Source organism: Novosphingobium sp. (assembly GCF_030699305.1).
Lineage (GTDB): Bacteria > Pseudomonadota > Alphaproteobacteria > Sphingomonadales > Sphingomonadaceae > Novosphingobium.
On the sequence record NZ_JAUYNB010000008.1, the window covers coordinates 32,839 to 57,305 of the forward strand.

22 protein-coding genes are annotated in these 24,467 nt (G+C 64.7%); 6 read left to right on the forward strand and 16 right to left on the reverse strand.

Going from position 1 to position 24,467, the window contains the following annotated elements; genetic code table 11:
- Positions 1-73 precede the first annotated feature (73 nt).
- From Q8Q53_RS02000 to Q8Q53_RS02015, 4 genes are all read right to left on the reverse strand, one after another.
- Positions 74-2,278, reverse strand: coding sequence for a CoA transferase (locus Q8Q53_RS02000; protein ID WP_305700072.1), 2,205 nt, complete (start codon positions 2,276-2,278; stop codon positions 74-76).
- A 14-nt stretch (positions 2,279-2,292) separates the two neighbouring features.
- Positions 2,293-2,733: a Zn-ribbon domain-containing OB-fold protein gene (locus Q8Q53_RS02005; protein WP_305700073.1), complete on the reverse strand. Its 441-nt coding sequence runs from the start codon at positions 2,731-2,733 to the stop codon at positions 2,293-2,295.
- 1 nt (position 2,734) lies between these two features.
- Positions 2,735-3,952 (reverse strand): thiolase, encoded by a 1,218-nt coding sequence (locus tag Q8Q53_RS02010; RefSeq protein ID WP_305700074.1) that lies wholly within the window; start codon positions 3,950-3,952, stop codon positions 2,735-2,737.
- Positions 3,953-4,040: 88 nt separating this feature from the next.
- On the reverse strand, positions 4,041-4,742 hold the full coding sequence (locus Q8Q53_RS02015) for a FadR/GntR family transcriptional regulator (RefSeq protein WP_305700075.1): 702 nt from the start codon (positions 4,740-4,742) through the stop codon (positions 4,041-4,043).
- 124 nt (positions 4,743-4,866) lie between these two features.
- Between Q8Q53_RS02015 and Q8Q53_RS02020 the strand changes: the two genes are divergently transcribed.
- The 3 genes from Q8Q53_RS02020 to Q8Q53_RS02030 all read left to right on the forward strand — a co-directional run bounded on the left by Q8Q53_RS02020 (position 4,867) and on the right by Q8Q53_RS02030 (position 8,289).
- The gene (locus tag Q8Q53_RS02020; protein ID WP_305700076.1) at positions 4,867-5,985 is read left to right on the forward strand and encodes an amidohydrolase family protein; all 1,119 of its coding nucleotides are present in this window, start codon (positions 4,867-4,869) and stop codon (positions 5,983-5,985) included.
- Positions 5,982-6,836, forward strand: coding sequence for a patatin-like phospholipase family protein (locus Q8Q53_RS02025; protein ID WP_305700077.1), 855 nt, complete (start codon positions 5,982-5,984; stop codon positions 6,834-6,836). The genes Q8Q53_RS02020 and Q8Q53_RS02025 overlap by 4 nt, the downstream gene beginning before the upstream one ends.
- 223 nt (positions 6,837-7,059) lie before the next feature.
- On the forward strand, positions 7,060-8,289 hold the full coding sequence (locus tag Q8Q53_RS02030; RefSeq protein WP_305700078.1) for an amidohydrolase family protein: 1,230 nt from the start codon (positions 7,060-7,062) through the stop codon (positions 8,287-8,289).
- 66 nt (positions 8,290-8,355) lie between these two features.
- Here the strand turns inward: Q8Q53_RS02030 and Q8Q53_RS02035 are convergent, their stop codons facing one another.
- The 9 genes from Q8Q53_RS02035 to Q8Q53_RS02075 all read right to left on the reverse strand — a co-directional run bounded on the left by Q8Q53_RS02035 (position 8,356) and on the right by Q8Q53_RS02075 (position 18,528).
- Positions 8,356-9,615, reverse strand: a complete 1,260-nt coding sequence (locus Q8Q53_RS02035; protein ID WP_305700079.1) for an MFS transporter — start codon at positions 9,613-9,615, stop codon at positions 8,356-8,358.
- An 85-nt stretch (positions 9,616-9,700) separates the two neighbouring features.
- The gene (locus Q8Q53_RS02040) at positions 9,701-12,088 is read right to left on the reverse strand and encodes a TonB-dependent receptor (protein WP_305700080.1); all 2,388 of its coding nucleotides are present in this window, start codon (positions 12,086-12,088) and stop codon (positions 9,701-9,703) included.
- 109 nt (positions 12,089-12,197) lie between these two features.
- Positions 12,198-13,205 carry a DUF2889 domain-containing protein gene (locus tag Q8Q53_RS02045; protein ID WP_305700081.1) on the reverse strand — a complete coding sequence of 336 codons (1,008 nt, stop codon included), beginning with the start codon at positions 13,203-13,205 and terminating at the stop codon, positions 12,198-12,200.
- 13 nt (positions 13,206-13,218) lie between these two features.
- Positions 13,219-14,013, reverse strand: a complete 795-nt coding sequence (locus Q8Q53_RS02050; protein WP_305700082.1) for an SDR family oxidoreductase — start codon at positions 14,011-14,013, stop codon at positions 13,219-13,221.
- A 19-nt stretch (positions 14,014-14,032) separates the two neighbouring features.
- Positions 14,033-14,821: an SDR family oxidoreductase gene (locus tag Q8Q53_RS02055; protein WP_305700083.1), complete on the reverse strand. Its 789-nt coding sequence runs from the start codon at positions 14,819-14,821 to the stop codon at positions 14,033-14,035.
- Between the two features lie 3 nt (positions 14,822-14,824).
- Entirely contained in the window at positions 14,825-15,637 is an 813-nt protein-coding gene (locus tag Q8Q53_RS02060; RefSeq protein WP_305700084.1) for an SDR family NAD(P)-dependent oxidoreductase, read from the reverse strand.
- On the reverse strand, positions 15,634-17,157 hold the full coding sequence (locus Q8Q53_RS02065) for a class I adenylate-forming enzyme family protein (RefSeq protein ID WP_305700085.1): 1,524 nt from the start codon (positions 17,155-17,157) through the stop codon (positions 15,634-15,636). The genes Q8Q53_RS02060 and Q8Q53_RS02065 overlap by 4 nt, the downstream gene beginning before the upstream one ends.
- The gene (locus Q8Q53_RS02070) at positions 17,157-17,921 is read right to left on the reverse strand and encodes an SDR family NAD(P)-dependent oxidoreductase (RefSeq protein WP_305700086.1); all 765 of its coding nucleotides are present in this window, start codon (positions 17,919-17,921) and stop codon (positions 17,157-17,159) included. The genes Q8Q53_RS02065 and Q8Q53_RS02070 overlap by 1 nt, the downstream gene beginning before the upstream one ends.
- Positions 17,922-17,967: 46 nt before the next feature.
- Positions 17,968-18,528 carry a TetR/AcrR family transcriptional regulator gene (locus Q8Q53_RS02075; protein WP_305700087.1) on the reverse strand — a complete coding sequence of 187 codons (561 nt, stop codon included), beginning with the start codon at positions 18,526-18,528 and terminating at the stop codon, positions 17,968-17,970.
- A 66-nt stretch (positions 18,529-18,594) separates the two neighbouring features.
- On the opposite strand from Q8Q53_RS02075, the gene Q8Q53_RS02080 reads away from it, so the two are divergent.
- From Q8Q53_RS02080 to Q8Q53_RS02090, 3 genes are read left to right on the forward strand one after another with little or no spacing between them, the layout of a single operon-like run.
- Positions 18,595-19,779 (forward strand): cytochrome P450, encoded by a 1,185-nt coding sequence (locus Q8Q53_RS02080; protein ID WP_305700088.1) that lies wholly within the window; start codon positions 18,595-18,597, stop codon positions 19,777-19,779.
- The gene (locus tag Q8Q53_RS02085) at positions 19,776-21,254 is read left to right on the forward strand and encodes an aldehyde dehydrogenase (protein WP_305700089.1); all 1,479 of its coding nucleotides are present in this window, start codon (positions 19,776-19,778) and stop codon (positions 21,252-21,254) included. Before Q8Q53_RS02080 ends, Q8Q53_RS02085 begins: the two co-directional genes overlap by 4 nt.
- Positions 21,255-21,282: 28 nt before the next feature.
- Positions 21,283-22,071, forward strand: a complete 789-nt coding sequence (locus Q8Q53_RS02090) for an SDR family oxidoreductase (RefSeq protein WP_305700090.1) — start codon at positions 21,283-21,285, stop codon at positions 22,069-22,071.
- A 180-nt stretch (positions 22,072-22,251) separates the two neighbouring features.
- Here the strand turns inward: Q8Q53_RS02090 and Q8Q53_RS02095 are convergent, their stop codons facing one another.
- Genes Q8Q53_RS02095 through Q8Q53_RS02105 form a run of 3 tightly spaced genes read right to left on the reverse strand, consistent with a single transcriptional unit; the run spans position 22,252 to position 24,297 of the window.
- On the reverse strand, positions 22,252-22,431 hold the full coding sequence (locus Q8Q53_RS02095; protein ID WP_305700091.1) for a rubredoxin: 180 nt from the start codon (positions 22,429-22,431) through the stop codon (positions 22,252-22,254).
- Positions 22,428-23,642, reverse strand: coding sequence for a cytochrome P450 (locus Q8Q53_RS02100; protein ID WP_305700092.1), 1,215 nt, complete (start codon positions 23,640-23,642; stop codon positions 22,428-22,430). Before Q8Q53_RS02100 ends, Q8Q53_RS02095 begins: the two co-directional genes overlap by 4 nt.
- Before the next feature lie 31 nt (positions 23,643-23,673).
- Positions 23,674-24,297, reverse strand: coding sequence for a TetR/AcrR family transcriptional regulator (locus Q8Q53_RS02105; protein ID WP_305700093.1), 624 nt, complete (start codon positions 24,295-24,297; stop codon positions 23,674-23,676).
- Positions 24,298-24,467 lie beyond the last annotated feature (170 nt).

Here is a 24,467-nt window from a genome sequence, read left to right on the forward strand (position 1 = left end):
GCAGCGTGCGGTCCTTCGAGACGCCATTTCGACAAGCTCAACGGCTCCTCAGGATGAGCGATGTTGGGCTATATCAGGCGATGATCTTCTGTTCGCGGAACGCCGCGATCTCCGCGTCCGAAAAGCCCAGCTCCCGCATGATCTCGTCGGTATGCTGGCCGATCACGGGAGCGGCGCGGCGGAATATCAACGGGATTTCGCCAAAGTTCCAGAACGCGCCCGGCTGCTCGACCGTGCCGTACAGCGGCTGTTCCAGCACCGAAATCAGGTTCAGTTCGCGATTGAGCGGATTGTCGAAGAACCGGTTCTGCGCGTCCTCGAACGTCACGTGATCGCACGGCACCCCGGCGGCTTCCAGCGCCGCCACCAGATCAGCGGCGTCCCGTGCGGCGGCGGCGGCCACGAACCCGGCTTCGGCATCGCCCAGCACGCTGCGCACGCCCGCCCGGCGCGCAGCGGTGTGCGCCGCCAGTGCGATCCAGTTGCCATCGGCGCACTGGAAAATGCGGTGATAGGGGCCAAAGCCAGTCTGGTCATGATCGAGATGATACGTCTCGGCCAATGAACCATCGGGCAGGATCAGCGTCTCGCCCTGCGTGAACGCCGAAGTGCCCAAGAGCGAGGTTTGCGTGGTATAGCCGCGCTGCCCTGCCCGCTTGGCATAGAGCGCCGCCATCATCTCGACCAGACAGTTCTGTGCCGATGACACGTCCATCGTGCCGGGGCGGTTGAACATCGGCTTGTTGCCTTCGCCAGCGTTCTCGAACTCCCACCCGGCGAAGGCGTTGAAGATCGAATCGTAACCCGGCCAGTTGCCGCGCGTGCCGCGCTGGCCGTAAGCGCTGACATAGTTGAACGCGATGTCGGGGTTATGCTGGCGGATGCCTTCTTCCGACAGGCCCAGCTTGACCGCCCCCTTGAAGCGCATGTTGTGGTGGACCGCTTCGGCCCATTGCAGCAGCCGGGCCAGGATTGGCTGGGCCTCGGGCTTCGTCAGGTCGAGCGCGATGGACCGTTTCGAGCGCGCCGCAGCCTGATAATAGCGATGCATGAAGCGGATGCGGTCGCCCGTCAGCGCCTCGACCTTGATCACATCGGCGCCCATGTCGCCCATCATCGAAGGGGCCATCGGGCCGGCCAGGAACATCCCGAAATCGACCACGCGCACGCCGGTGAGCACTTCGGCGGGCTGACCATTGCTGCCTACCTTGGCGGGCGGCGGCGTCCAGTCGGCATCCCCGCCCTCACCCAGCAGCGGCGCGGCGCGCGGTGCGGGCAGGTCGGCATCGGTGTGGAACGGCACACCCGGCTGGACGGTCCTGCCCAGCAGCGGATCGTCGATTTCGACGACATACCCGTTGGCGACGACTTCCGGATGGCTGAGCATTCCGCCCAGCGGACAAGCCGGTTCGGCGGCGATATCGGCTGCGCGCAGATCGGCCAGCCAGGCTTCGAGCGGGCGGCGCTTGAACGCGTCGATCTTGCCGTCTTCGGTGTCGATCTCGGCGCCTTCGGCCAGCACTTCCCACATCGTCGGCATGTTGGCGTAATCAAACTGGCGCGGCGGGTCCATGATCTGGAGCCAGTCGCCGCCCTGACATTCATAAAGCTGCTGGCCGATCGGACGCGGTCCCAGCGGGTACGGCGGATTGTTGGGCATCGGCCCGGCGGAATTGCGCGCCCAGATCAGCGACAGCATGACCATGTGGCCCTGGAACAGCGACGTATGCGCCGCCCCGCCCCGGCCCGACTGCAACCGCGCGGTCAGCCGTGCCAGAATTGCCGCCGCCGCCAGATGCGCCGCCGACCAGCTGCCAGCATTAAAACGCCAGACAATCGGTCCGGCCCGGTAGCCATCGTTTTCGTAGAGCGCCCCGAACCGCGCGGCAACAAGCAGTTCGTCGTCCGAACGTTCGACGTCCGGGTGATTATACGGGCTGCCGGTGATCCCGCTGATGACGAGGCGCGGATACTTCGCGGCCAGCGCCGGATCGTCCAGTCCCAGCGCTTTGGCCCGCGCGGGCGTGAACTGGTGCAGCAGCACATCCGCCCCGGCCAGCCGCTGGTGCAGCGCGGCCAGACCGGCGGGCGTATCCAGATCAAGCGCAACGCTGCGTTTGCCACGGTTCCAGTTGGCAAACCGCGCCTGCCCGCGCGCCGGATCGCCGCCGATCCGCTCAACCTTGAGGACATCGGCCCCCAGCGCCGCCAGCATCAGTCCGGCCACTTGCACGGCCTGACCTTCGCCAATCTCGACGATCCGCAGCGCGTTCAGCATGGCACCCGCCTCCTTCAGACCGCCCGGAAGTTGGGCAGCACCCAGCCGCCCTGAATCTCGGTCCATTCGACCGTGACTTTCATCCCGATCCGCACGTCCTCGGCATTCACGCCGGTCACGTTGGCATTCAGCCGCGCGCCGGGCGCGCCATCGAGATCGACCACGACGGGGACATAGATGTAGTCCTCAGCGTTGGCCGGGTTCTTGTTGCAGACGACATAGCTGAACACCGTGGCGGTGCCCGGCAGGGTCGGCCAGGACTTTTCATTGCTGGAACATTCCGGGCAATAGGCGGTCGGCGGCATCCGGAAATGGCCGCATTTGGCGCACTGGCACGCGGTCAGCCGGTGTTCCTTCGCCGCTTCCCAGAAGGGTTCGGTATCGGGATTGGTGGTGATGCGGATCTGTTCACCCGGCAGCAGCAGCGCCGGACCGTATTGGATGGGCTGGCTCATCTTACGCGCTCCTCAGGATCAGGCTGGACACGGGCAATGACGCGGGACCGCCCGAAACGAGCGCGAATTCTGCATCCTTGACCTGGTTGATCGCGGTGCCGCGCACCTGTTCAACCCCTTCGACAATGTGCGTCATGCCGATGATGTAGGCTTCGTTGAGGTTGCCGCCGTGGGTGTTGACCGGCACGCCGCCGTTCACGCCCTTGCCGGTGGCCGCGTCATACCGGATCTTGCCGGACAGGACGTAGTCATTGCCTTCACCCTTTTCGCAGAAGCCGTAATCTTCCAGCTGCATCAGCACCATCGGGCTGAAGTGGTCATAGATCAGCGCCACGTCCATATCTTTGGCCGACAGGCCCGACTGCGCCCAGACGCGGTCGGCCGTGAATTTGTGACCGCTGCTGGCGAAGTGCGGATCAGGCATCCCCATCCACGCAAACGCGCGGCCCCATTCGCGCTGGCCGCCGTGCGCGCAGGCGTGGACCACTGCGGGCTTGTGCTGGCAGTCCTTCGCGCGGTCCATCGTGGTGGTGATCACCGCCACCGCGCCGTCCGTTTCAAGGCAGAAGTCCAGCCGCCGCAGCGGATCGGCCAGCATCACCGAAGCGTCGTATTCTTCCTTGGTCAACGGCGCTTTGCGCACGGCCTTGGGGCGGTTGTGGGTGTTGGCGCGGGTGGCCATCACGATTTCGCCAAAGGCATCCTGCGTCGTGCCGTAAAGGTGCATGTGACGGCGCGCGAGCACGCTCATCAGATGCCCCGGCCCGACCAGACCCGACGGCTGGAGAAAGCTGTTTTCCGGGCTGGGCGCGGCCGAACCGAACACCACGCCCAGGCGGTGCTGCGGCAGCTGCTGGAGCGCCATCACCGTGACGGCATACTTGCAGTCTTCGTTGACCAGACCGGCAGTCGCCAGCCCGATTGCGCCGGGGCAGCCGCCCCCGCCCGAAGTCAGCGTGGCCGAGAACGAGACGTTGGGCATGCCCAGCGTTTCCATCAGGCTGGCGGTGTCGAACTTGTCGAGATAGCCCGCACCAGCGGTGGAATAATACGAAAAGCCGTCGATATCCTTCACGGAAATCCCGGCATCGGCGCAGGCTTTCAAGATCGCCTCGCCCGCCATGTCGTTGATTGTGCGCGGCCAGCTTTTACCGCGGACGTAATAGTCCGTAGCGCCGATGCCGACGATCGCCGTCTTGTCCTGATTTGCCCAGGCCATTGTTGATCCTCTCCTGCGAATCCTGCTCAAAACCTATATAACTAGGTTTGATATGATTGCATCAACCGGCTGTCTAGTGCCTAGCGCTTCAACCCGCCTCCGCCTGTGCTTCCGAAATCCAGTCGAGCATGGTGGCAGAGCGGCGGCGCATCATTACTCTGGCGATTTCCGCGTCGCGCTCCAGAATGGCCTGACACAGCTGGCGTTGCAGGCCGCGCGCAATGCTGCGGTGGTCCTCGTTGCGGTAAAGCGCGATGCGCTGTTCCTCCATCCCGAACGAAAAGCCGATCGCCATCACCAGCTGGATCGCCGGATTGCCGCTCATTTCCGAAATCAGGCTGACCAGTTCGCTTTCGGATTTGATCAGCGCGGCCGGGGTATCGCTGGCGTCGATCCGGCTGACAAAGTCTTCCAGCTGCGCCCACAACGCCGCGTCCGCGCAGGCGCAGGCCCGCGCGCCAGCCTCTTCCGAGACCAGCCGGCTGACCACCATGATGTCGCTGAGAGTTGTGCCGTTCAGCCGCAGATAGCGGGCCAGTGTGCGGATCGCATCCTGCGCATCGGGGCGGCTGGCATAGAACCCGCCCTTGATCCCGCGCCGGACACTGATCAGGCAGTCGTTCTCCGCAATCTTGGCCGCCTGACGAAAGGTCGGGCGGCTGACACCCAGCCGGACCAGAAGTTCATCCTCCGCTCCGATGAACGCCCCTGCTTCGGCATCCATGCTCAACTGCGCAAGCTCACGCGCGGTGCGCGCCACCAGTGTTTCGGCGTGTATGACCTGATTCATCCCGGCCCCCATAACAGATACCTCTTTAAGACTGTATTAGCGTTTTGTCCAGCGCCGCGCTTGCGCTTACTTGTATAACTAGGTATTCTTTTCCCATAAATAGTGACGAATCGGGAGATAGTCGATGAAGCCGTTCGTGTTCAGCGCCGACAGCCATATCATGGAACCGCCATCGATTTTCCTCGATGGCCTGCCCGCCAGCCTCAAGCAACACGCCATCCACAGCCGCAAGGACGGTGACTTCCTGATTACCGGCACACAGGAAAAGGTGATCTATCGCCTGCGCGTCGGCCAGCACCGCGAAAAGGCGCTGGGCGACAACGAACGGCGCGGCATCCGCGAGATCGCGGGCCGGCTGGAAGACATGGAACTGGAAGGCGTCGACGCCGAAATCTGCTTCCCCAGCCTTGGCCTGTGGCTCTACGCGCTCGACAGCGCCGAAGCCGAAGCCGCCTCCGCGCGGCTCTACAATGACTGGAATCACGAATTCCTGGGCAGCCACCCCAGCCGCTTCGTGCGCTGCGGGATGCTGCCGGTGCTCGATTTCTCGAACACCGTGGCGGAACTGGAATACCTGGCGTCCAAGGGCTTCACCGCCGCGATGCTGCCCGCCGTCAGCCCGCCCAACCTGCCGAAGTACAACGACCCCAGCTGGGACGTGGTCTTCGCCAAAGGCGCGGCGCTGGGCATCGTGTTCGTGATGCACACCGGCACCGGGCTTGAAACCGTGGTGATCGAACGCGGCCCCGGCGCCGGTATCATCAACTACACCAACCAGATGACCGACGCGCAGCAAAGCGTGATGTATCTGGTCGCGGGCGGCGTGCTGGATCGCAATCCGGGCGCGAAAGTGGCCTTCATCGAAAGCGGCGCCAGCTGGCTGGTCGCTCTGGCCGAACGCATGGACGAAGTGGCCGAGGCGCATTCCAACTTCGTGTTCCCCAAGCTGTCGCGCCTGTGCAGCCAGATCATCGACGATCAGGTCTGGGCCAGCTTCCAGCATGACCGTTCGTGCATCGCGGCGGCCGGAGCCGGTCTGCCCGGCGCGAAGAATGTGATGTGGGGGTCCGACTATCCGCATGCCGAAGGCACCTTCCCGATCAGCCGCCGCGTGGTGGATGATCTGTTCGAAGGGCTGAACGTCAGCGACGCAGTGCGCCGCGACGTGCTGGGCCTCAACGCCGCGCGGTTGTTCCGGATCGATCCGGTGGTGCAGACCTCGCCGGTATCCCGGGCCGCGTGACAGGCGCAAAAACCCTCGTCCTGGGCGGCGGTGGAATCGCCGGGCTGGGCTGGTTCGCCGGGCTGCTGCGCGGGCTATACGACAACGGAGTTGACCTGCGCGATGCCGACCGGATGATCGGAACTTCGGCCGGCTCGGCGACGGCTGCCCAGTTGCGCAGTTCACAATCGATCGAGACCCTGTTCGCCCGCCAGACCGACCCAACACTGATTGCCGACGAACCGCCGCCCTCCATGGAAGCGCTGACGGAGCTGCTGGCCAGCTACCCCGCCACGATGGCGATTGCCGATCAGGCTGAGCGGATCGCGGCCATGGGCGAACTGGCATCGCGCGAGAAGTCGGTCACGAGCGGGGTCCGCCGGGCGATGATCGAGCGCCGATTGTCCGAGCATGAGTGGCCCGAGAGTCCGCTCACGATTACTGCGGTCGACATTGAGAGCGGTGCCCTGATCTGTTTCGATCGCTCGGCAGGCGTCAGCCTGATCGATGCTGTCTCGGCCAGCTGCTCCGTTCCGGGCGTCTGGCCGGTCGTCGCGATCGGGGGACGCAACCACATGGACGGGGGCGTTTACTCTTCGGACAATGCCCATCTTGCGCAGGGTTCGCAGCGCGTGCTGATCGCCTCGCCGCTGGGCGGGGTCATGCCGTTTCCGGCAGGGTTTCAGCTGACGGATGAGGTTGCGATGCTGGAAGCCAGCGGCAGCCGGGTATTGGCCATTTGCCCAGACAGTGCGGCGCGCGCGGCAATGGGCCGCAACCCGCTCGACCCCGCAGTCCGCGCACCGTCCGCACTGGCCGGCCGCGAGCAAGGGCGCAGCCTGGCGTCCGAGGTCGCGAATTTCTGGAAGTAGATTTCCGGCGGCAGTTCATCTCCCGATGTGACGGCGCGCTTGGTGGCCCAAGCGGTCCGCGCGCGTCAGGTCGGCCACATAACCTTTAGAAATATCTTATTATGGCACAAATTCGCGAACTTTGCGCCGAATTTGACATCCATCAAATATAAGAGATACCTCTTTAGGCATTCTTATCGAGCAGGGGCGGCAAGATTCGCCCGCTGGTTTCAGGAGGATTGCCATGACCGACGCCATTCGCCCCTTCGTGTTCAGCTGTGACGCCCACGTGGCCGAACCGGCGGACCTGTTCACCAAAAACATGCCCGATCACCTCAAACAGTTCGTGATCCACAGCGAAGCGGACGGCAACATCCGCATCACCCGCATCGGCGAGCAGGTCATCCTGAAGATCTGGACCAACTTTCACGCCCACAAGACCGGCACCAACGACGCGGCGTTCAACGCCCAGTCGGGCAATGACGGTGCAGCGGCTGACCGGTCCTGCACCGATGCCAAGGACAACTTCGTGTCCGACTGCGCGGTCGATACCCAGCGCCGGGGTGCGCGCGACCTGCAACTGCGGCTGGCCGATATGGAGCGTGACGGGGTGGACGCCGAACTGGTGTTCCCCTCGCTCGGCCTGATGCTGCCGCGCATTGCCGACCGCGAGGGCCAGCGCACCGCCTGCCAGATCTGGAACGACTGGGCGTGGGACTATACCGCCCCGGTCCGCGACAAGCTGATCCCCGCCGCGATGATCCCGTGCATCGATTTTGACGATGCCCTGGCCGAATGCCAGCGCGCCGCCGACAAGGGCTTTGCCGCGTTCTGCCTGTGGGAAGGCCTGAACAACTATAACGACGCCCGCTGGGACCCGATCTTTGCGCTCGCCGCTGAAAAGGGCATCCCGCTGGTGTTCCACACCGGCGTGGGCGATATCAACATCCGCGCGCTCAAGGGGCCGGGCGGCGCGCTGTATAACTACACCCGCCAGATGAACGACGCGGTCGACGTGATCACCCAGCTGGTCGCGGGCGGCGTGCTGGATCGCAATCCCGGCGCGCACATCCTGTTTGCCGAGCACAGCGCCGGCTGGCTGTGGGGCCTGGCCGAGCGGATGGACGAGGTTTACCACGGCCACGCCCCGTCGATCGAACCCAAGCTCTCGCGCCTGCCCAGCCAGATCGTGCGCGATCAGGTCCACTGTGCGCTGCAGAACGATGGCAATTCATCGATGGCAATCCGCAAGGGCGTGGGCATCGAAGCGCTGCTGTTCGCGACCGATTATCCCCATGCCGAAGGGACGTTCCCGTTCTCGAAGCAGGTCGTCGACAGCATGATCGCGGCCAACCCGGATGTGACCACCGATGAACTGGTGGCAGTGCTGGGCGGCAATGCGGCCAAACTGTTCAGCCGCGCCAACCTGAAGCCCCAGGTCGAGGCCCGCCGCGCGGAACTGTCCGCCGCCTGACCTGACAAACCACTCTCCCACCCTGGCCCCGCCGGTTCACTCCCCGGCGGGGCTTCTTTTTTGGGTTCAGGCATCCTCGGCCAGCGGCCTGGCGGTGCGTCCGGCCATGATCGCGGCAAACCCGCCAACCAGCAGGCAGCACGAGATCAGTGCCAGCGCAGGTTGCAGCGATTTATCGCCATAATCGGCCGCGAAGGCCTGACTGACATAGCCCGCCGCCGTGCCGCCAATCCCCATCCCCGCAAGCCCGATCACCATACCGATCGTGGCCGACATCATCGCCCGCATTGCGACCGGCACTTGCGCGTAACACAGGCTGATGATCGGCCCCAGGTGCAGCGTCATCATGAACTTGACCACCACGAAACAGGCCAGCGCGACATAGGGATCGGCCGTCAGCGCAAAGCCGACCCCGAACGGGAACGCCGCGATCAGCCCAAGCCCCGCAAACCAGCCGTTGAAGCGCGGATTGGCCTTGCCATAGCGGTCGCTGACCCAGCCTGCGAGCAAGTTGCCGATCACCAGCCCCGCCGCCATTGCTCCGCCCAGCCAGAAGCCGGTTTCGGCCTTGCCCATGCCGTGGACCCGCTGAAAGAACGATGCGCCCCACAGAATGAACGCAAACCCCGTCAGCGGCACCATCGTCAACAGCAGGCCGACCCAGCGCAGCGAGGTATTGCCCGCCATCGTCCGCAAGACCTCACGCATTGGAATCTGCTGCGGCGGGATGGTGACGGCGCCCACGCCGCGCCGCGGCTCGGCGCTCAGCGCCCACACGGCCAGCCCGATCAGGATGCCCGGCAACCCCAGGATCAGGAACACTTCGCGCCAGCCAAAATACTGTGACAGCCAGCCGCCCAGCGCCAGCCCGCCCGAAATGCCAACCGCATTTGCCGCCAGCATGATCGAAATCACCGTGGTGCGCCGCTCCAGCGGGAAAATCTCGGTCAGCAGCGATGTGCCGGCCGGGCCAGCCCCAGCCTCGCCCGCCGCCAGCCCGATCCGGGCCAGCACCATCTGCCAGAAGTTCTGCGCCACGCCGCACGCCGCCGTGGCCGCGCTCCACACGATCACGCAGACCGCAATCGTCATGCGCCGGTCGCCGCGATCGGCATAACGCGCGATCGGGAAGGCCGCGATGGTATAGAACAGCGCGAACGACATGCCCGTCAACAAGCCAAGCTGCCCGTCGCTCAGCCCCAGTTCCGCCTTGATGTCATCCTGGAACAGCGTGAACACCTGCCGGTCGACATAACTGAGGATCGCGACCACGATCAGAATGCCAAGCGTCAGGTTGCGCCGCGCGGGCGAGACGATGCCGGTCAAATCAATTCTCCCAAACAAACAAGGGGAAGGACGGCAAACCGTCCCTCCCCCAAGTCCGGCAGCCCTGTTGGGCTTGCCCGTATGCTTAGAACTTGACCGTCGCGGTCACGCCATAGGTCGCCGGATCGTTCCACGACGCGCCGACATAGTTCAGCCCGCCGAGATAGAGGACATAGCCAGTGCGCCGCGTGTTGAACACGTTGCGGCCCCACAGTGCGATTTCGTAGTTTTCATCCGGACCGAACGCCACGGCAGCGCGGGCATTCATGATCCCGTGCGCGCGGGTGGTGGTCACTTCCAGCAACTGCGCAGCCTGCGCAGCAGAGAAGCCCTGACCGCCCGGCGTCGAAGCCGGAGCCGTGTAACGGGCCAGGGTATTGCCATCCTGGCTCATGTCACCCTGCCAGGCGTACGTGGCGTTCAGCTTCAGGCGGCCGAACCCGACATCGCCGTCGTAGTTCATCCCCAGCAGGAACTGTTCCTTCACGACGTTGGTGATGCGGGTGTCGATCTTGTTGTTCGGCGTCAGCACGCCGCCAACCACCACGAAACCGTTGTACTTGGTGTACTTCGGATCGGTCAGCGAACCGTTGGCGAACAGGTCCAGTCCCGGCGCGACACGGATGGTCAGGTCAGCCTCGACCCCCCAGGTTTCCATGTCGGCGTTTTCCAGAATGGTCTGGCTGACGCCGCCCACCGCCAGGATGACCGAACGCTGCGCGTCGTTCACCTTGTTATGGTAACCCGCGATGTTGAAGCGGACCTTCTTGTCCATGAACTCGGTCTTGATGCCCAGTTCCTGCTCGTTCACGAGTTCCGGCTGGGCCGGGATCGTGTCGGCCAGGGTGAGCGAGCGCAGTTGCTGCGCGCCCGCACGATAACCGCGGCTCTGCTTGGCATAGATCATGACATCGTCGTTGACCTTGTAGTCCAGCCCGATCGTGTAAGACAGGTTGCGCCAGCTATCCTCGCGGCCGCGTTCGCAGTTGGTCGTCACCGAAACGCTGGCGGGCGAACAGGACAGCAGCGTGCCGATGCGGTCCTGGACGTTGCCCGAATAGGTCTTGATGCCCTTCTTGTCATAGGACCAGCGCAAGCCGCCCGTCAGGTTGAGCGCGTCGGTCACGGCATAGCTGGCCTGCGCGTAGATCCCGAACGACTGGTTGTCGATCTTGCCCAGGAACCGCGACCAGACCGGGTTGCCCAGCACCGACGAATTCGACTGATCGGTGCCGGATTCGGTGAAATAGGTCATGCCGGTGGCAAACTTCATCCGGTCATCAAAGATCGAACCGGTCAGCTGCAGTTCGCTGGAATACTGCTTCAGATCCTGCACGCCTGCGGTGAAGTGGATTGGCAGCGCAAAGCCATCGAGATCGAGCAGGTTGTCGCTCTTCACCCGGCGATAGCCGTTGATCCACTTCAGCTCGCCAAAGCCGGTTTCGATTGCGACCTTGCCCATATAAGTCTGGGTATTCACGTCCAGATAGACGCCCTGCGCCGGGGCACCGGGCGTGCTGGTGGGCGGGGTTACCGAGACGAGATCGGGGTTGCCCTTGAAGGTGGCCAGCTGCGCATCAGCCATGCCTTGCAGCGCGGCGACTTGTGCCTGCGATCCGGCCAGGCCGAGCTGGGCGGCAAACAGGAACGGGTTGAGGCCCAGGAACAGGCCCTGACGGCCTTCACCGTCCAGCGAACCGTCATACCAGTCGCCCGACAGGCTGACCGTGATGGTTTCGCTCGGCTTCATCGCCACTTTCAGGCGGCCAAGCAGCGTCTTCTTGCCGTTCCACTTCTTGCCAGTGGCCAGATCGCGTTTGAACCCGTCCCGTTCGCCATAGCTGATGGCGCCGCGAACCGCGAAATTCTCGCCCATTCCCATGTTGATCACGCCGGTGGCGTTGAATTCGTTGAAGCGGCCGTAAGTCGCCTTCACCAGCCCGCTGGTTTCACCGAACTTCGCGTCGTTGGTGGTGATCAGCATCGCCCCAGCCGAGGTATTGCGGCCAAACAGCGTGCCTTGCGGGCCTTTGAGCACCTGCACGTTGCCGACATCGAGCATTTCGACGTTCAGGCCATAGGCACGGGCAATGTACATTTCGTCGATGTAAACGCCGACCGACGGTTCGAGCGAGGCGATCACGTCATTCTGCACCTGGCCGCGCATCGCCAGCGCGAACGTGCTGGCGTTATTGCTGCCTGCACGGATGTTGAAGCCGGGCGTGAACTTGGCGATTTCGCCAACTTCGCGGACACCCTGCGCTTCCAGCTTTGCGCCCGAAAACGCGGTGATCGCGATCGGGGTATCCTGGATATTGGCGTCCTGCTTGGTCACGCCGATCACGGTGATGATGTCATCATCTGTCGTTTCATCAGCAGACTGGGCAAACGCTCCGCTGCTGGAAATGGCAATTGCCGTAGCGGCAACGCCGCCAAGCATACGCGCGATGGGGCGCTTCGAGGCAGTTTTCATCTTCAGGCTCTCCTCCCATGGAGCGGTTCGTGCCACTCAGGTGCCAGTTGTATAACTAGGTCCACTAGGACACACAAGAGGGAACGCACATAAGCCGTGCGTTATGGCATTATGGCAACAGTCGGATCAAAGCCGGAACATCAGCCAGCGCACGCAGCGCATCGTTCAGGTGCGTGCAGCCCAGTGTGCCGGGCAGGGTTTCAAGCACGGCATCGCGGAACTCCGCGACATTGCGGCCAATCATCCGCGTCGCCTTGACCGATGCGCCGGGACATTCGCGGTATGGCAGGATCAATGGCAGCGCCTGAAGCGCCAGCAGCTGGCCCGTTCCGCAATCGATTTCAGCGAAGACCCGGTATTCATGCACGGCGGTGCGCCCGCCCTGCGGATTGCTGCCGCTGTCCTGAAAACCGGCGTCAACCTTGATCAGGCCATCCTCGCGCCAGACATCGATTCGCCGGGCGCGGCGCTTTTGCGGGCCTTCCTGAAACGGCATCGAATGCCAGCCCAGCGGATCGTCAGAGTTTTCCAGTGGGCCTACGGCCGTGAACGACTGGTTGACGTTGTCCGGCGTGCCATCGGGCTTGAACCCGCTGCCGCCGACCGTGAAGCCGGTGCAGATATCGTCCATCCGCCCCTTGCGTCCGGCGGTCGATTGCTGCGCGCTGCGCTGCGGGGCGCTGGCCCAGTCGCCGCGCCACTGCGACCAGATCCAGCCCGCCACCAGACTGGCCCCGGCATAATCATCCAGCAGCTGGAACAGCGGCGTTCCGCGCAGCTCACCCAGCGTGCCGGCCAGCACTTGCCGGCTGGCCCCGCCTGCCCGCACGCCGACCAGTTCGGGCACGCGCGGATGGGCCGGGGTCGTTTCAATCGCCAGAATTTCACGGATCGGGGACGCGGTGATGCGAAACTCGGCGCTGTCCAGCACGCGCGGTTCGCCGCCGTCGGCGGGCGTCAGCAGATCGCGCGCGCGGCCGACCATGTCCCACGGCTGGCCGAACCCGTCAGGCCAGTCCGAATCGATCGAAGTGGTGCGGCGGATCGAACCCGGCCGCCGCAGCGGGGCATGGCCCGCTGACTGGCGGGCAAAGGCAAACTGCTGCGGCCGGTCCATCGCTATGCGCTCCTTACTTCGGCGGCATGCGGATCGCGCCGTCGAGGCGGATGCACTGGCCGTTGAAATACGTATTGCGCGCCAGTTCGCAGACCAGCGAGCCAAACTCAGGCGGTTTGCCGAGGCGCTTGGGGAACGGCACCGATGCTTCCAGCCCGGCGAAAATCGCCGGGGCCTTGTCCTGCACCGCCAGCATCGGCGGGGTTGCAAAAATGCCCGGCAGGATCGCGTTGACGCGAATGCCCACGTCCATCAGATCACGTGCCATCGGCAGGACCATCGCATTGACCGCGCCCTTGCCGCCGCCATAGGCGACCTGGCCGATCTGGCCATCCTGCGATGCCGCAGACGAGGTCATGATGATGCAGCCGCGTTCCCCGTCCTCGTTCAGCGGATCGGAATTGGCCATGCCCAGCGCCGCGTGGCTGGCAATGCGGTAGCTGGCGGTGAAGATGCCTTCCGCCGAACGGGCGATCATTTCGGTCGGGTTGCGCTTGTAGCCGCCGGTGGTCTTGTCGAACGAGATGGTCTTGCCGCCGCCGGTGACGACGGCGCAGTGGACCACGATCCGTTCCTGACCATGCGCCGCGCGGGCCTTTTCATACCCGGCAACGACGCTTTCTTCAGACGTGATATCGACCTTGCAGAACACGCCGCCAATGGCCTTGGCAACTTCCTCGCCGCCTTCCTCGTTGACGTCGAAAATGGCGACTTTCACGCCATGCGCCGCCAGCGCCTCGGCGCTCGCGCGGCCAAGGCCGGATGCCCCGCCGGTCACGACGGCGGCGATGGTGTTGTCAATCTTCATGGGATGCTCCTGTGCAGGTTCATTGCAGTGATTCGATATTGCCGCCGTCCACCACCAGCACTTGCCCGGTGATGTAACCGGCACGGGCGGAACACAGGAACGCAGCCGCATCGGCCATGTCCTCTGGCGTGCCCATCCGCCGCACGGGCCATTCAGCCACGCGCTCGGCGATATGCTGGTCGTAAGTCTGGCCTTTGTCAGCCGCGATTTTGGTGAACACCTGCCGGAACTGCGGCGTGGCGATGGCCCCGGTGCCCAGCGTGTTGACCGTGATTCCGAACGGCCCCAGCTCCGCCGACAGCGTCTTGGACAGCGCCAGCGCACCGACCCGGTAGGTATTCTGCGCGGCGCGCGGCAGCTTGCGGTGGGGCTGCTTCACCGAATTGGTCCCAATGGTCAGGATCCGCCCCCACCCCTGCGCGCGCATATGTGGAAACACCGCCTGGACCAGCCAGCGAAACGCCATGACGTTGTTGGTGTTGGCCGCCGCGAACGTGTCATCATCAACGTCGAGGAACGCGCCCTTGGGGCCGGAATCGATATTGAAGATCGCAATGTCTGGCGCCGCGCCGAACGCATCGACACAGGCCTGCACCGCCCGGGCGATCCCGTCCTGCGTGGTGCAATCCGCCGAAACCCCTGCGCAGCCATGGCCGATTTCCGCCACCGCCAGATCGATGTTCGCTTGCGTTCGCGCGGCGATCACCACCTTGCAGCCCTCGGCGGCAAACCGCTGCGCGCAGCCGAGGCCGATGCCCTGCGACCCGCCGGTTACCAGCGCCACTTTGCCCGCGAGCCCCAGGTCCATCGCCTATTGCTCCTGCTGCGCCTTGAGCCGCTGCTGGAGCAGTTCATTGCGGCCGCTGGCGGGCGCGATGGTCGATCCGCCGTCCAGCTTGATCGTGGTGCCAGTGATGTAATCCGCCGCTGGTGCGGCCAGGAACAGGCAGGCCCGCGCAATGTCCGCAGGCGTGCCCGCGCGGCCAACCGGCACGGTCGCGCCGTATGCCTCAAGGCCCTCATCGCCCAGCACGGCCCGCGCCCGCGCGCTGGCGACCAGCCCCGGATTGACCGCGTTGACCGTGATCCCCTCACCCACCACATCGCCCGCCGCGCCGCGCACGAACGCATCGAGCGCGGCCTTGGCCATGCCGTAAGCGGTCATGTTGGGGACGACCGAGAACGTCCCGTTGACCGATCCGATCGCTATGAACCGCCCGCCGCCCGGCGCTGCCGCCAGATGCGGACGCCCCGCTTGCAGCAGCCACCAGGCCGCCTTGGCGATGCTGGCGAACCCGGCTTCCATCGCCTCATCGCTGACATGGCCCAGCCCGCCATGCGGAATATCCGCCGCGCAGTGGACGATTACGTCCACGCCGCCGAACTCCGCCACGGTTGCCGCGACCAGCGCATCGCACTGCGCATGGTCCTTGACGTCCAGCTGGAACACTTCGGCGATGCCGCCCGCATCGAGGATCGCCGCCAGCGCTTCTTCGGCATAGGACATGGTCCGCGCGCCGATCATCACTTTCGCGCCCGCTGCGGCAAAGGCCTCGGCAATGCCGCGCCCCAGCCCGCGTCCGGCGCCGGTCACGATCACGCGCCTCCCTGCAAATTCGCTCACGCCGCTTGCTCCTCGAACAAGGCCTTCAGGCCGGGGGCCGATGGTTTCATCGACGGGGTGCGCGGAAAATCCGCGACGAAGCGGAAATGCACCGGCACCTGATAGGCGATCAGCCGTTCCTTCAGGAACGCTTTGAGCGCATCCGGATCGGGCGCTTCGGCCCCTTCGCGCAAGATGATCGCAGCCGCCGGAACCGCGCCCAGCCGGTCATCCGCCACGCCGACCACGGCGGCCTCGCGGATTGCGGGATGTTCATGCAGTGCCTTCACGACGTCGTCGGGATGCACCTTGAACCCGCCGCGAATGATCGCGTTGTCGGCGCGGCCCCGGATGAACAGGAAATTGTCGGCATCCAGCACGGCCCGGTCGGTCGTGCGCAGCCATTCACCGCCGTCGATGCGGTGGACCGGGCCAAGCTGATCGCCCTTCAGTTCCAGCAAGCCTTCAGCGCCCGGCGGCAGCGGCGCACCGGTTTCGGCATCGACGATCCGCGCGGCCACATTCGCGTGGACCCGGCCTGCCGCGCCGCGTTTGGCCTGCCAGTGCGCGCGAAAATCAATCAGCGTCCAGCCAGCCACCGCGCCCGCAAACTCGGTCGCGCCATAGTTGGCCAGCACCGGGATGTCATACTTGTCCAGCACCGCATCGACCAGTTCCGGCGACACCGGCGCGGTGCCGCTGATCAGGGCGGACAGGCTGGACAGCGCTTCGCGATCGACGTCCGCTTCCAGCAACATCCGCAGCGCCGATGGCACCGCGCCCGCCACTTTGGGCCGGTTGCGGCGGATCGCATCGACCCAGCCTGCGACCGTGAACCGCTCCAGCAGGCCAATCTTGCGGCCCGCCATCAGCGCGCCGATGCAGCCATAGATCCCGCCGATATGAGTCAGCGGATTGTTGACCATTACCACCCCGGATCGCAGCTGCGGCCGATCGGCAAGCTCGCGGCCCCGTTCGTATTTGGTGAACCCGGCAAAGCTCGCCTCGAACGAGGCGCGGGTCAGCGGCACGCGCTTGGGCGCGCCGGTGGTGCCGCTGGTCAGCATTTCAATCGCCACGCCGGGGGAAGCCCGCGCCGCATCGCGCGGACGCTCGCAGCCGGGCAGCAACCGCACCCCTTCCAGCCGCGCATCGATTGCAATCACGGCGGTGCCTGCACGGGCAAAGCTGGCGGCAATGCCGGGACGCGCCGCATCGCCCTCATCCGCCACGATCACCGGCAGGCCAAGGGTTTCAATATCGGCAAACAGCCTGTCATCGGGGAGCGCGGGGTTGAGCGAGACGAGGCAGCGGTCCGTCGCCAGCACCGCCAGAATTGCCGCAATGTGGCCGGGCCGGTTGCGCAGCATCACGCCGACGCGCGCCTCGGGCGGCAGGTCCATGCCCGCCAGCGCAGCCTCGATCCCCTGCACCGTGCGGGCCAGATCGCCCCACGAATAATCGCGGCCTTCAAAGTCAATCTCGGCCCGGGCCGGGTCCAGCGCCATGATCGCGCGCAGCTGGTCAGTCATCGCGGACATCAGATCGCCAGCCCCCCGGCCGCTTCGATCACGTTGCCGGTCACCCAGCGCGCTTCTTCGCGGCACAACATCAACACCGCTCCGGCAATGTCGTCCGGCTGGCCCATCCGGCCCATCGGCGTCGCTTTGGCATTGCCTTCATCGAACCCCGGCCGCTCGCGCAGCCTGGCAATGAAATCGGTCGCCACGGCGCCCGGTGCGATCAGGTTGCAAGTGATCCCCTGCCGGGCAACTTGCGCCGCCGTGGAAAAGGTCAGACTTTGCAGCGCCCGCTTGGTCATCGCGTAACCAGCGGCAAACGGCTGGGCCACCTTGCCCGAAATGGACCCGATGTTCACGATCCGGCCATGATCGCGCAGCCGCGGCAATGCCGCCTGCGTTACCAGATACGGCCCCTTGGCATTCACCGTCATCATATGGTCGAACAGTTCCGCCGACCCGGTTTTCAGGCTGGCGTCCTGCCCGTCGCTGCCGACCCCGGCATTGTTGATCAGAATGTCCAGATTGGGCGCCGGACCGAATGCGGCATCGCTGGCCGCGAACATCGCTGCGATCTGGACGGCGTCCGCAACGTCAGCCTGAATCGCAAAAGCCGTGCCGCCAGCGGCCACCACTTCAGCGACCAGTGCGTCGGCGGCGTCTTTAGCGCCTTTGTAGACGAACGCGACCGCAGCCCCTTCGGCAGCGAGTCGCCTGACGATTGCCGCACCGATTCCACGAGCTCCGCCCGTGACCAGCGCCGTTTTTGCATCCAGTTGTCCCATGCGGTGATAGTGCAGAGATATCTTACCTAGTGCAATAACTCTTTACTCAATCGATCAGGGACTGGAACGCCCCCGCCAGCCAGCCTCGCGTTTCGTCTGACAGCCCGCCCTCCAGCGCGGCCAGCGGATAGATCTGACGGTAGAGGGTCAGGCCGGATGCCAAGAGCGAGAAACAGGCCGCCTTCTCTGCCCCGCGCTCTGGCCCGTACCACCGCGCCATCGGTTCGAGGAACAACTCGGTCAGCAGCCGCTCGGTGATGGCGCGCGCGGTGGGATCGGCGCTGGCCAGCAGCATCATCGGCAGCGGATTGCGCTGCTGCGGCGCGGGCGCCAGCAACATCCGCACAACCGCTTCGCCAAACCGGGCACGCGGAAAACCAAGCACCAGTTCGGCATTGAGCAGCTGAGACAGCGCGGCTTCGTAAAGCTTTTCCTTCGATCCGAAGTACCGGCTGACCAGTGCCGGATTGACCCCGGCAGCGGCGGTAATGTCGCGCACGCCGGTGTCGGTATAGCCCTTGGCCGAGAACGCTTGCTGCGCAGCATGCAAAATTGCTGCGCGCGTGCGCGTTGCGTCGCGCTGGGGGCGTGGGTCTGGTTCGGCCATTGACATGATATGTATACCGCTGTTTACTTAAGGGCAAGTCAGGAGAACGAATCGATGGGAGAAGCTGTGAGCGGACCGGTACGCGAACCGGTCTTCGATTTCGACTATGTGCGCGATCCGGCGATCCTCGCGGACGTGCACGCCGGATACTGGCGCCTGAAGGAAACCGCGCCGCCAGTGTTCTGGACCCCGCATAACGGCGGGCACTGGGTAGTGAACAACGCGGAAACCGCGATCGAGGTGCTGCGGCATCCGGACCGGTTTTCCAGCAAGTTCCTGTCCATCCCCCCCAACCCCAATCAGCCGCGCATGATCCCGGAATCGCTCGATCCGCCGGAACACCGCCCCTATCGCCAGCTGCTGCGCCCCTATTTCGAAAGCAAGGCGATCGAACCGCTGGAACCGCGCATCACCGAATGGGCGCAGCAGCTGATCGGCGATGTTGCGGCCACAGGTTCGTGCGAATTTGTCGATGCACTCGGTTCGCGCTTTCCCGTGTCGGTGTTCATGGAAATGTTCGGCTTCCCGCTCGACCAGTTCGATTTCTTCCGCGCCACCGTGGTCGAATATTTTGGCGCGCAAGTCGATGAACAGCGCCGTCTGGAACTGACGATGCAGATCCTGGGCACCCTGACCCAGCTGATCGAGGCGCGGCGCGCCGAACCGCAGGACGATCTGGTCTCGACCCTGATCAACGTCGATTTCGAAGGCCGCAAGCTGGCGCAGGATGAGCTGATCTCGATCGGGTTCCTGATGTTCCTGGCGGGCCTCGACACGGTGGTCAACGCCCTCACCTTTGGCATGCGCCACCTGGCGAACGACGATGCGCTGCGCACCCGGATGATCGAGGATCATGATGCGATCCCGGCCATCGTCGAGGAACTGATGCGCCGTTATACGTTCGTGTCCACCCCGCGATACATCACGCAGGATACCGTGGTTGGCGGGGCGCAGTTCCTCGCCGGGGATTCGGTGCTGGTCCCGCTGCACATGGTCGGCTGGGACGAAAAGCTGACCAGCTGTCCCGCCGAAGTGCGGCTGGACCGTCCGCATTGCCGCCATGCCGGGTTTGGCTCCGGCATTCACACCTGCCTTGGCATCCACCTCGCGCGGCTGGAAATGATCACGTTCTACCGCACCTGGGCCGAGCAGATCGGCCACTTCCGCATCGCCGAACAAGGCCCGCTGCGTTTCCGCGGCGGATCAGTTCAGGCGCTTGAAGCCCTGCACCTTGAATGGGAGCCGAAATGATGACTACCGCCATTCCCGCCGTCCACCTCCACCTTGGTCATGAAACGCGCACCAGCGGTTCGGGCGGCAGTCGCACGCATATCCACCCGGTCAGCGGCGAGGCGCTGTGCGAAGTGCCGTTGGCTGGCCCAGCCGAAGTCGAAGCCGCCGTCGCCAAGGCCGAAGCCGCGCGCGAAGGTTGGCGCCGGACCTCGCCCGAAGCGCGCGGGGCGATGCTGTACAAGCTGGCTGACCTGATGATGGAAAAGCAGCAGCAGTTCGCCGAAATGGCCGCGCTCGATGGCGGCACCCCGCTGATGCAGGGCGCGCGCGGGGTGGAAACGGCAGTCAGCTGGATGCGCTATTACGCCGGCTGGTGCGACAAGCTGACCGGCGACCTGATGAGCACGTTCGATACGCGCGGCGAGTTTTCCTACTCCGTGCCCGAACCCATCGGGATCGTCGGGATCATCAACACCTGGAACGGCCCGCTGATCGGCATGGGGATGAAAGTTTCCCCCGCCCTCGCCGCTGGCAACTGCGTGATCCTGAAACCCGCCGAAATCACCCCCTTCGCGCCCGAACTGTTCGCACAGTGCTGCAAGGAGGCTGGCATTCCCGACGGCGTGATCTCGGTCCTGCCGGGCACGGGCGAAGCGGGGGACGCCATCGTGCGCCACCCGCGCGTGCGTAAGATCAGCTTCACTGGCGGGCCGATCACCGCGCGCAAGATCCTGACTGCCGCAGCCGAGCAGATCAAGCCCAGCGTGATGGAACTGGGCGGCAAGTCGGCCAGCCTGGTCTTCCCGGACTGCGACCTGCAGGCCGCCGCCGAACGCGCGGTGTTCTGGACCATCGGCTGTCTGGCGGGGCAAGGCTGTGCCCTCCCCACCCGCCAGCTGGTCCACGCCGACATCTATGACGAATTCGTCGCAAAAATGGTCGCCATCGCCCAGCAGTTCAAGGTTGGCGACCCGATGGAGCCGGGCGTGATGGTCGGCCCGGTGATCAGCGCCGCCGCCGTCGAACGCATTACCGGGATGTTTGACCGCGCGACGGCAGACAACGCCTGCACGTTCCTGATGGGCGGCAAGCGCGCCGGGGGCGATCTGGCCAAGGGCAACTTCATCGAACCGACGATCATGGTCGATGTCGATCCCGACCACGAAATCGCCCAGGTCGAAATCTTCGGGCCTGCGGTGGCGATCCTCAAGTTCCACACCGAGGAAGAGGCCATCGCGATTGCCAACAACAGCGAATACGGCCTGTCCGCCTATATCCAGTCGAACGACATCCAGCGCGTTCACCGGATCGCCGAACGGCTTCATGCGGGCGGCGTCTATGTTAACGGCGGCTTCCAGATCAATTCGCACACGCCGTTTGGCGGGGTCGGGATTTCCGGCTTCGGCAAGGAAGGCGGCAAGGCCGGGATCGACGAATTCCTGCACTACAAGACCGTCACCATCGGGGTCGGCGCCCCGATCTTCCCCAAGTAAGGCCCTCCCCAAACAAGGACAGCGGATCATGGCTGATTTCACCAACGAAAACTTCCGCGTCGATGGCAAGGTGGCCATCGTCACCGGTGCGGGCGGACGCGGCAATTCGATCGGGCGGGCCTATGCGGTCGCGCTGGCCGGCGCAGGCGCCACCGTGGTCGTGGCCGACCTCAACGGCGAAGGCGCGCAAAAGGTCGCGGACGAGATCACCGCGGCGGGCGGCAAGGCGATCGCCGTGCAGGTCGACATTACCGACACCGCCTCGGTCGAGGCGATGGCGGCAGCGGCCAACGCGGCGTTTGGCGGGATCGACATCCTGGTCAACAACGCCGCGCTGATGGTCGAGATCGTCGACAAGCCGCTGATGCAGACCGACCGCGCCCGGTTCGACAAGGGCATGGCCGTGAACGTCTGGGGCGCGATCAACTGTTCGCAGGTCGTCGCCCCGTTCATGGCGGCGCGCGGCGGCGGGGCGATCGTCAATCAGGTCTCGGCCGGGGCCTATCCCGCGCAGTCCTATTACGGCGTCACCAAGATCGCGCTGCACGGGGCGACCACCACGCTGGCGACTGAACTTGGCCGCCAGAACATCCGCGTCAACGCGATTGGTCCCGGCATGACCAAGACCGATGCCGGTCTGGCCCTGACGCCGGATGACAGCCCGCTGGTCCAGGCCATCGCCTCACGCGCGCCGATCCAGCTGCGCGACACGCCCGATGCGCTGTGCGGCGCGCTGCTGCTGCTGGTGTCCGAAGCCGGGCGCTGGATGACCGGACAAGTCATCAACGTTGATGGCGGCTGGGTGATGCGCGGCTGATCCTTGCGCGCCTTTGAATACCCGAACGGGGCGGCCCTGCCATGCGCAGGACCGCCCCGTTTCGTTGGCTGATGGCGCTGACCCATTCCGCCCCGCCTCGAAGCACACCTGCCCCCGGTCCTTCGAGACGCCACTTCGACAAGCTCAGCGGCTCCTCAGGATGAGCGGACGGGCAGGGCCTTAATCCTCATCCAGGATGAAGTCCGCCTTGGACGCGGCGCATTCCGGGCAGAGCCAGTCTTCCGGCACATCCTCCCACAGCGTGCCCGGCGCGATTCCGTCGTCTGGCCAGCCGAGTACTTCGTCATAAACCGTGCCGCAATAAAAGCACAGGTAGCGGCGCGTGCCGGGGGTGCTCATCGGACTGGCCAGGTCAGGTGCAGGCTGGTGATCGTGGCGACAGAGCGCGCGCTGACTTTGGGATCGGTTCCCGGCTTGATCGAAAAATCGGGTATCCGCTTCAGCCATTCCTCCAGGAAGATCCGCAGTTCCGTGCGCGCCAGCATCGATCCGACGCAGCGGTGCACCCCGCCGCCAAAGGTGGAGTTGGCCCCCGGCTTTTCGCGGTTGAAATCGACCGTCAGCGGATCGGCAAACTTGCGCTCGTCCAGCCCGTCCATCGGGGTCGGCACCATGATCAGGTCGCCCGCGTGCAGCGTGACCCCGCCCAGTTCGACAGCGGCTTTCACTTCGCGCGCCAGGATCGCAATCGGGAAGCGGCGCAGCAGTTCTTCGTTGGCGTTGGGGATCAGCCCCGGCTGCTCCACCAGCGCGCGGCGGTGTTCGGGGTTGCGGGCCAGAAACTGGGCATAGAACCCCAGCGTCGATGCCACGGTGTCCAGCCCGCCCAGCAGCAGCAGCAGAACCATTCCGGCCAGCGTGAAATCGTCAATCGACTTGCCGTCCACTTGCGCGGCGGCAATCGTGCTGATCAGGTCAGCTCCGGGACTGGCCTTGCGTTCGGCCACTTTTTGCATCCCGTAGGCCAGCAACTGGCCCGATGCCTGTCCTCGCTCAGCCTCCGTTTCGCCGCGCATCGCGGTTTCTGCAATGCTGGTCAGGTAGGGCCGGTCGGACGCGGGCAGGCCGACGATCTCCATGAAGATCGCAATCGGCAAATGCTGCGCGAACTGGCCGATGAATTCGCACTCGCCATCGGTCACGAACCCTTCGATCAGTTCGATCGACAACTCACGCGCGCGTTCGCCCAGCTGGCCGACGGCCTTGGGCGACAGCGCCTGTTGCAGCAGCGCGCGATAGGGCGCGTGGTGCGGCGGATCGAGCTGCAAGGGCACCAGCGGCGGGCGCGTGTCATCATGCGGGCCAACCATGATCCGGCGCGATGAAAAGTGATCGGCGTCAGCCAGCACTTTGGCCACGGTTTCATGGCTGTGGGCGATCCAGTGGCCGCCGTTGCGCGGGGTCCACAGCACAGGCGCCGGGTTGGCCCCCAGAATGTCACGCATGGAGCGCTGGTATTCCAGCCCGTCCACGGGGAAGTGAAAAAGATCGAAATCGATCACCCGGTTAGCCGGAACGTGCGCCGGATGGTCCAGTGTTGCAGTGGTCATGGTCTATGCTCCTCTCCTGCCGGTCCGCTGCTCAGGCAGCGTTCGGCCCGGTTCCCAAAAGTTCAGTCAAAATCGCAACCATCCGCTGTCCGGAACTGGTTCCGGGATCGCCCTCTCCCAGCCGCGCTTCGGTAATCAGCTGATGCGCCAGCGATTGCAGCAGCACCCCCAGCACGTCCGCCGAAACCCGGCTGGTCCCGGCGCGGGCGATGAACGCGGCGGCGAGCTGACGGGTGCGCACGGCGATTTCGGCGGAAAAGCCACGGTACCGTTCAGCCACGGCGGGGTTGCGCAAGGCTTCCAGCTGCAACTCGGTCGAGAACAGGAAGCCATCGGCATCGCGCGCAAAGGCATCGAACCGGTCCCGCAGCGCAGGCAGGACATCGGTCAGCGGACCGGCCGTATCGAGCAGCGCCTGCCAGACGTCGATTTCCGCTGCCTGATGCTGCGCCTGCAATTCCAGCAGCAATTCGTGCTTGTCCGCAAAGTTGGAATAGAACGCCCCGCGCGAATAACCGGCACGTTCGCTGATCCGGTCAATCGACGCCGCCGCCACCCCGCGCCGGGCAAATTCATGCCGCGCAGCCTGGGTCAGCCGGCCGCGGGTCTGCGCCTGGCTTTCGCTGCGGCTGAGGCGTTGGGTACGCATGTTCATTCGGATACATCCTTGTATCTGGATGCTTGTTGTTAGGCGCGTTCGGGGGCGGGTTTCCTTGACGCAGATCAAGCGCCGCGACCGCCTTTCCAGAATAATTGATTATACGTCAGTTTTCGATTGAGCCGCGCGGGCAGCGGCGTTACCGTCTCCCCAACTGAAACAGCGAC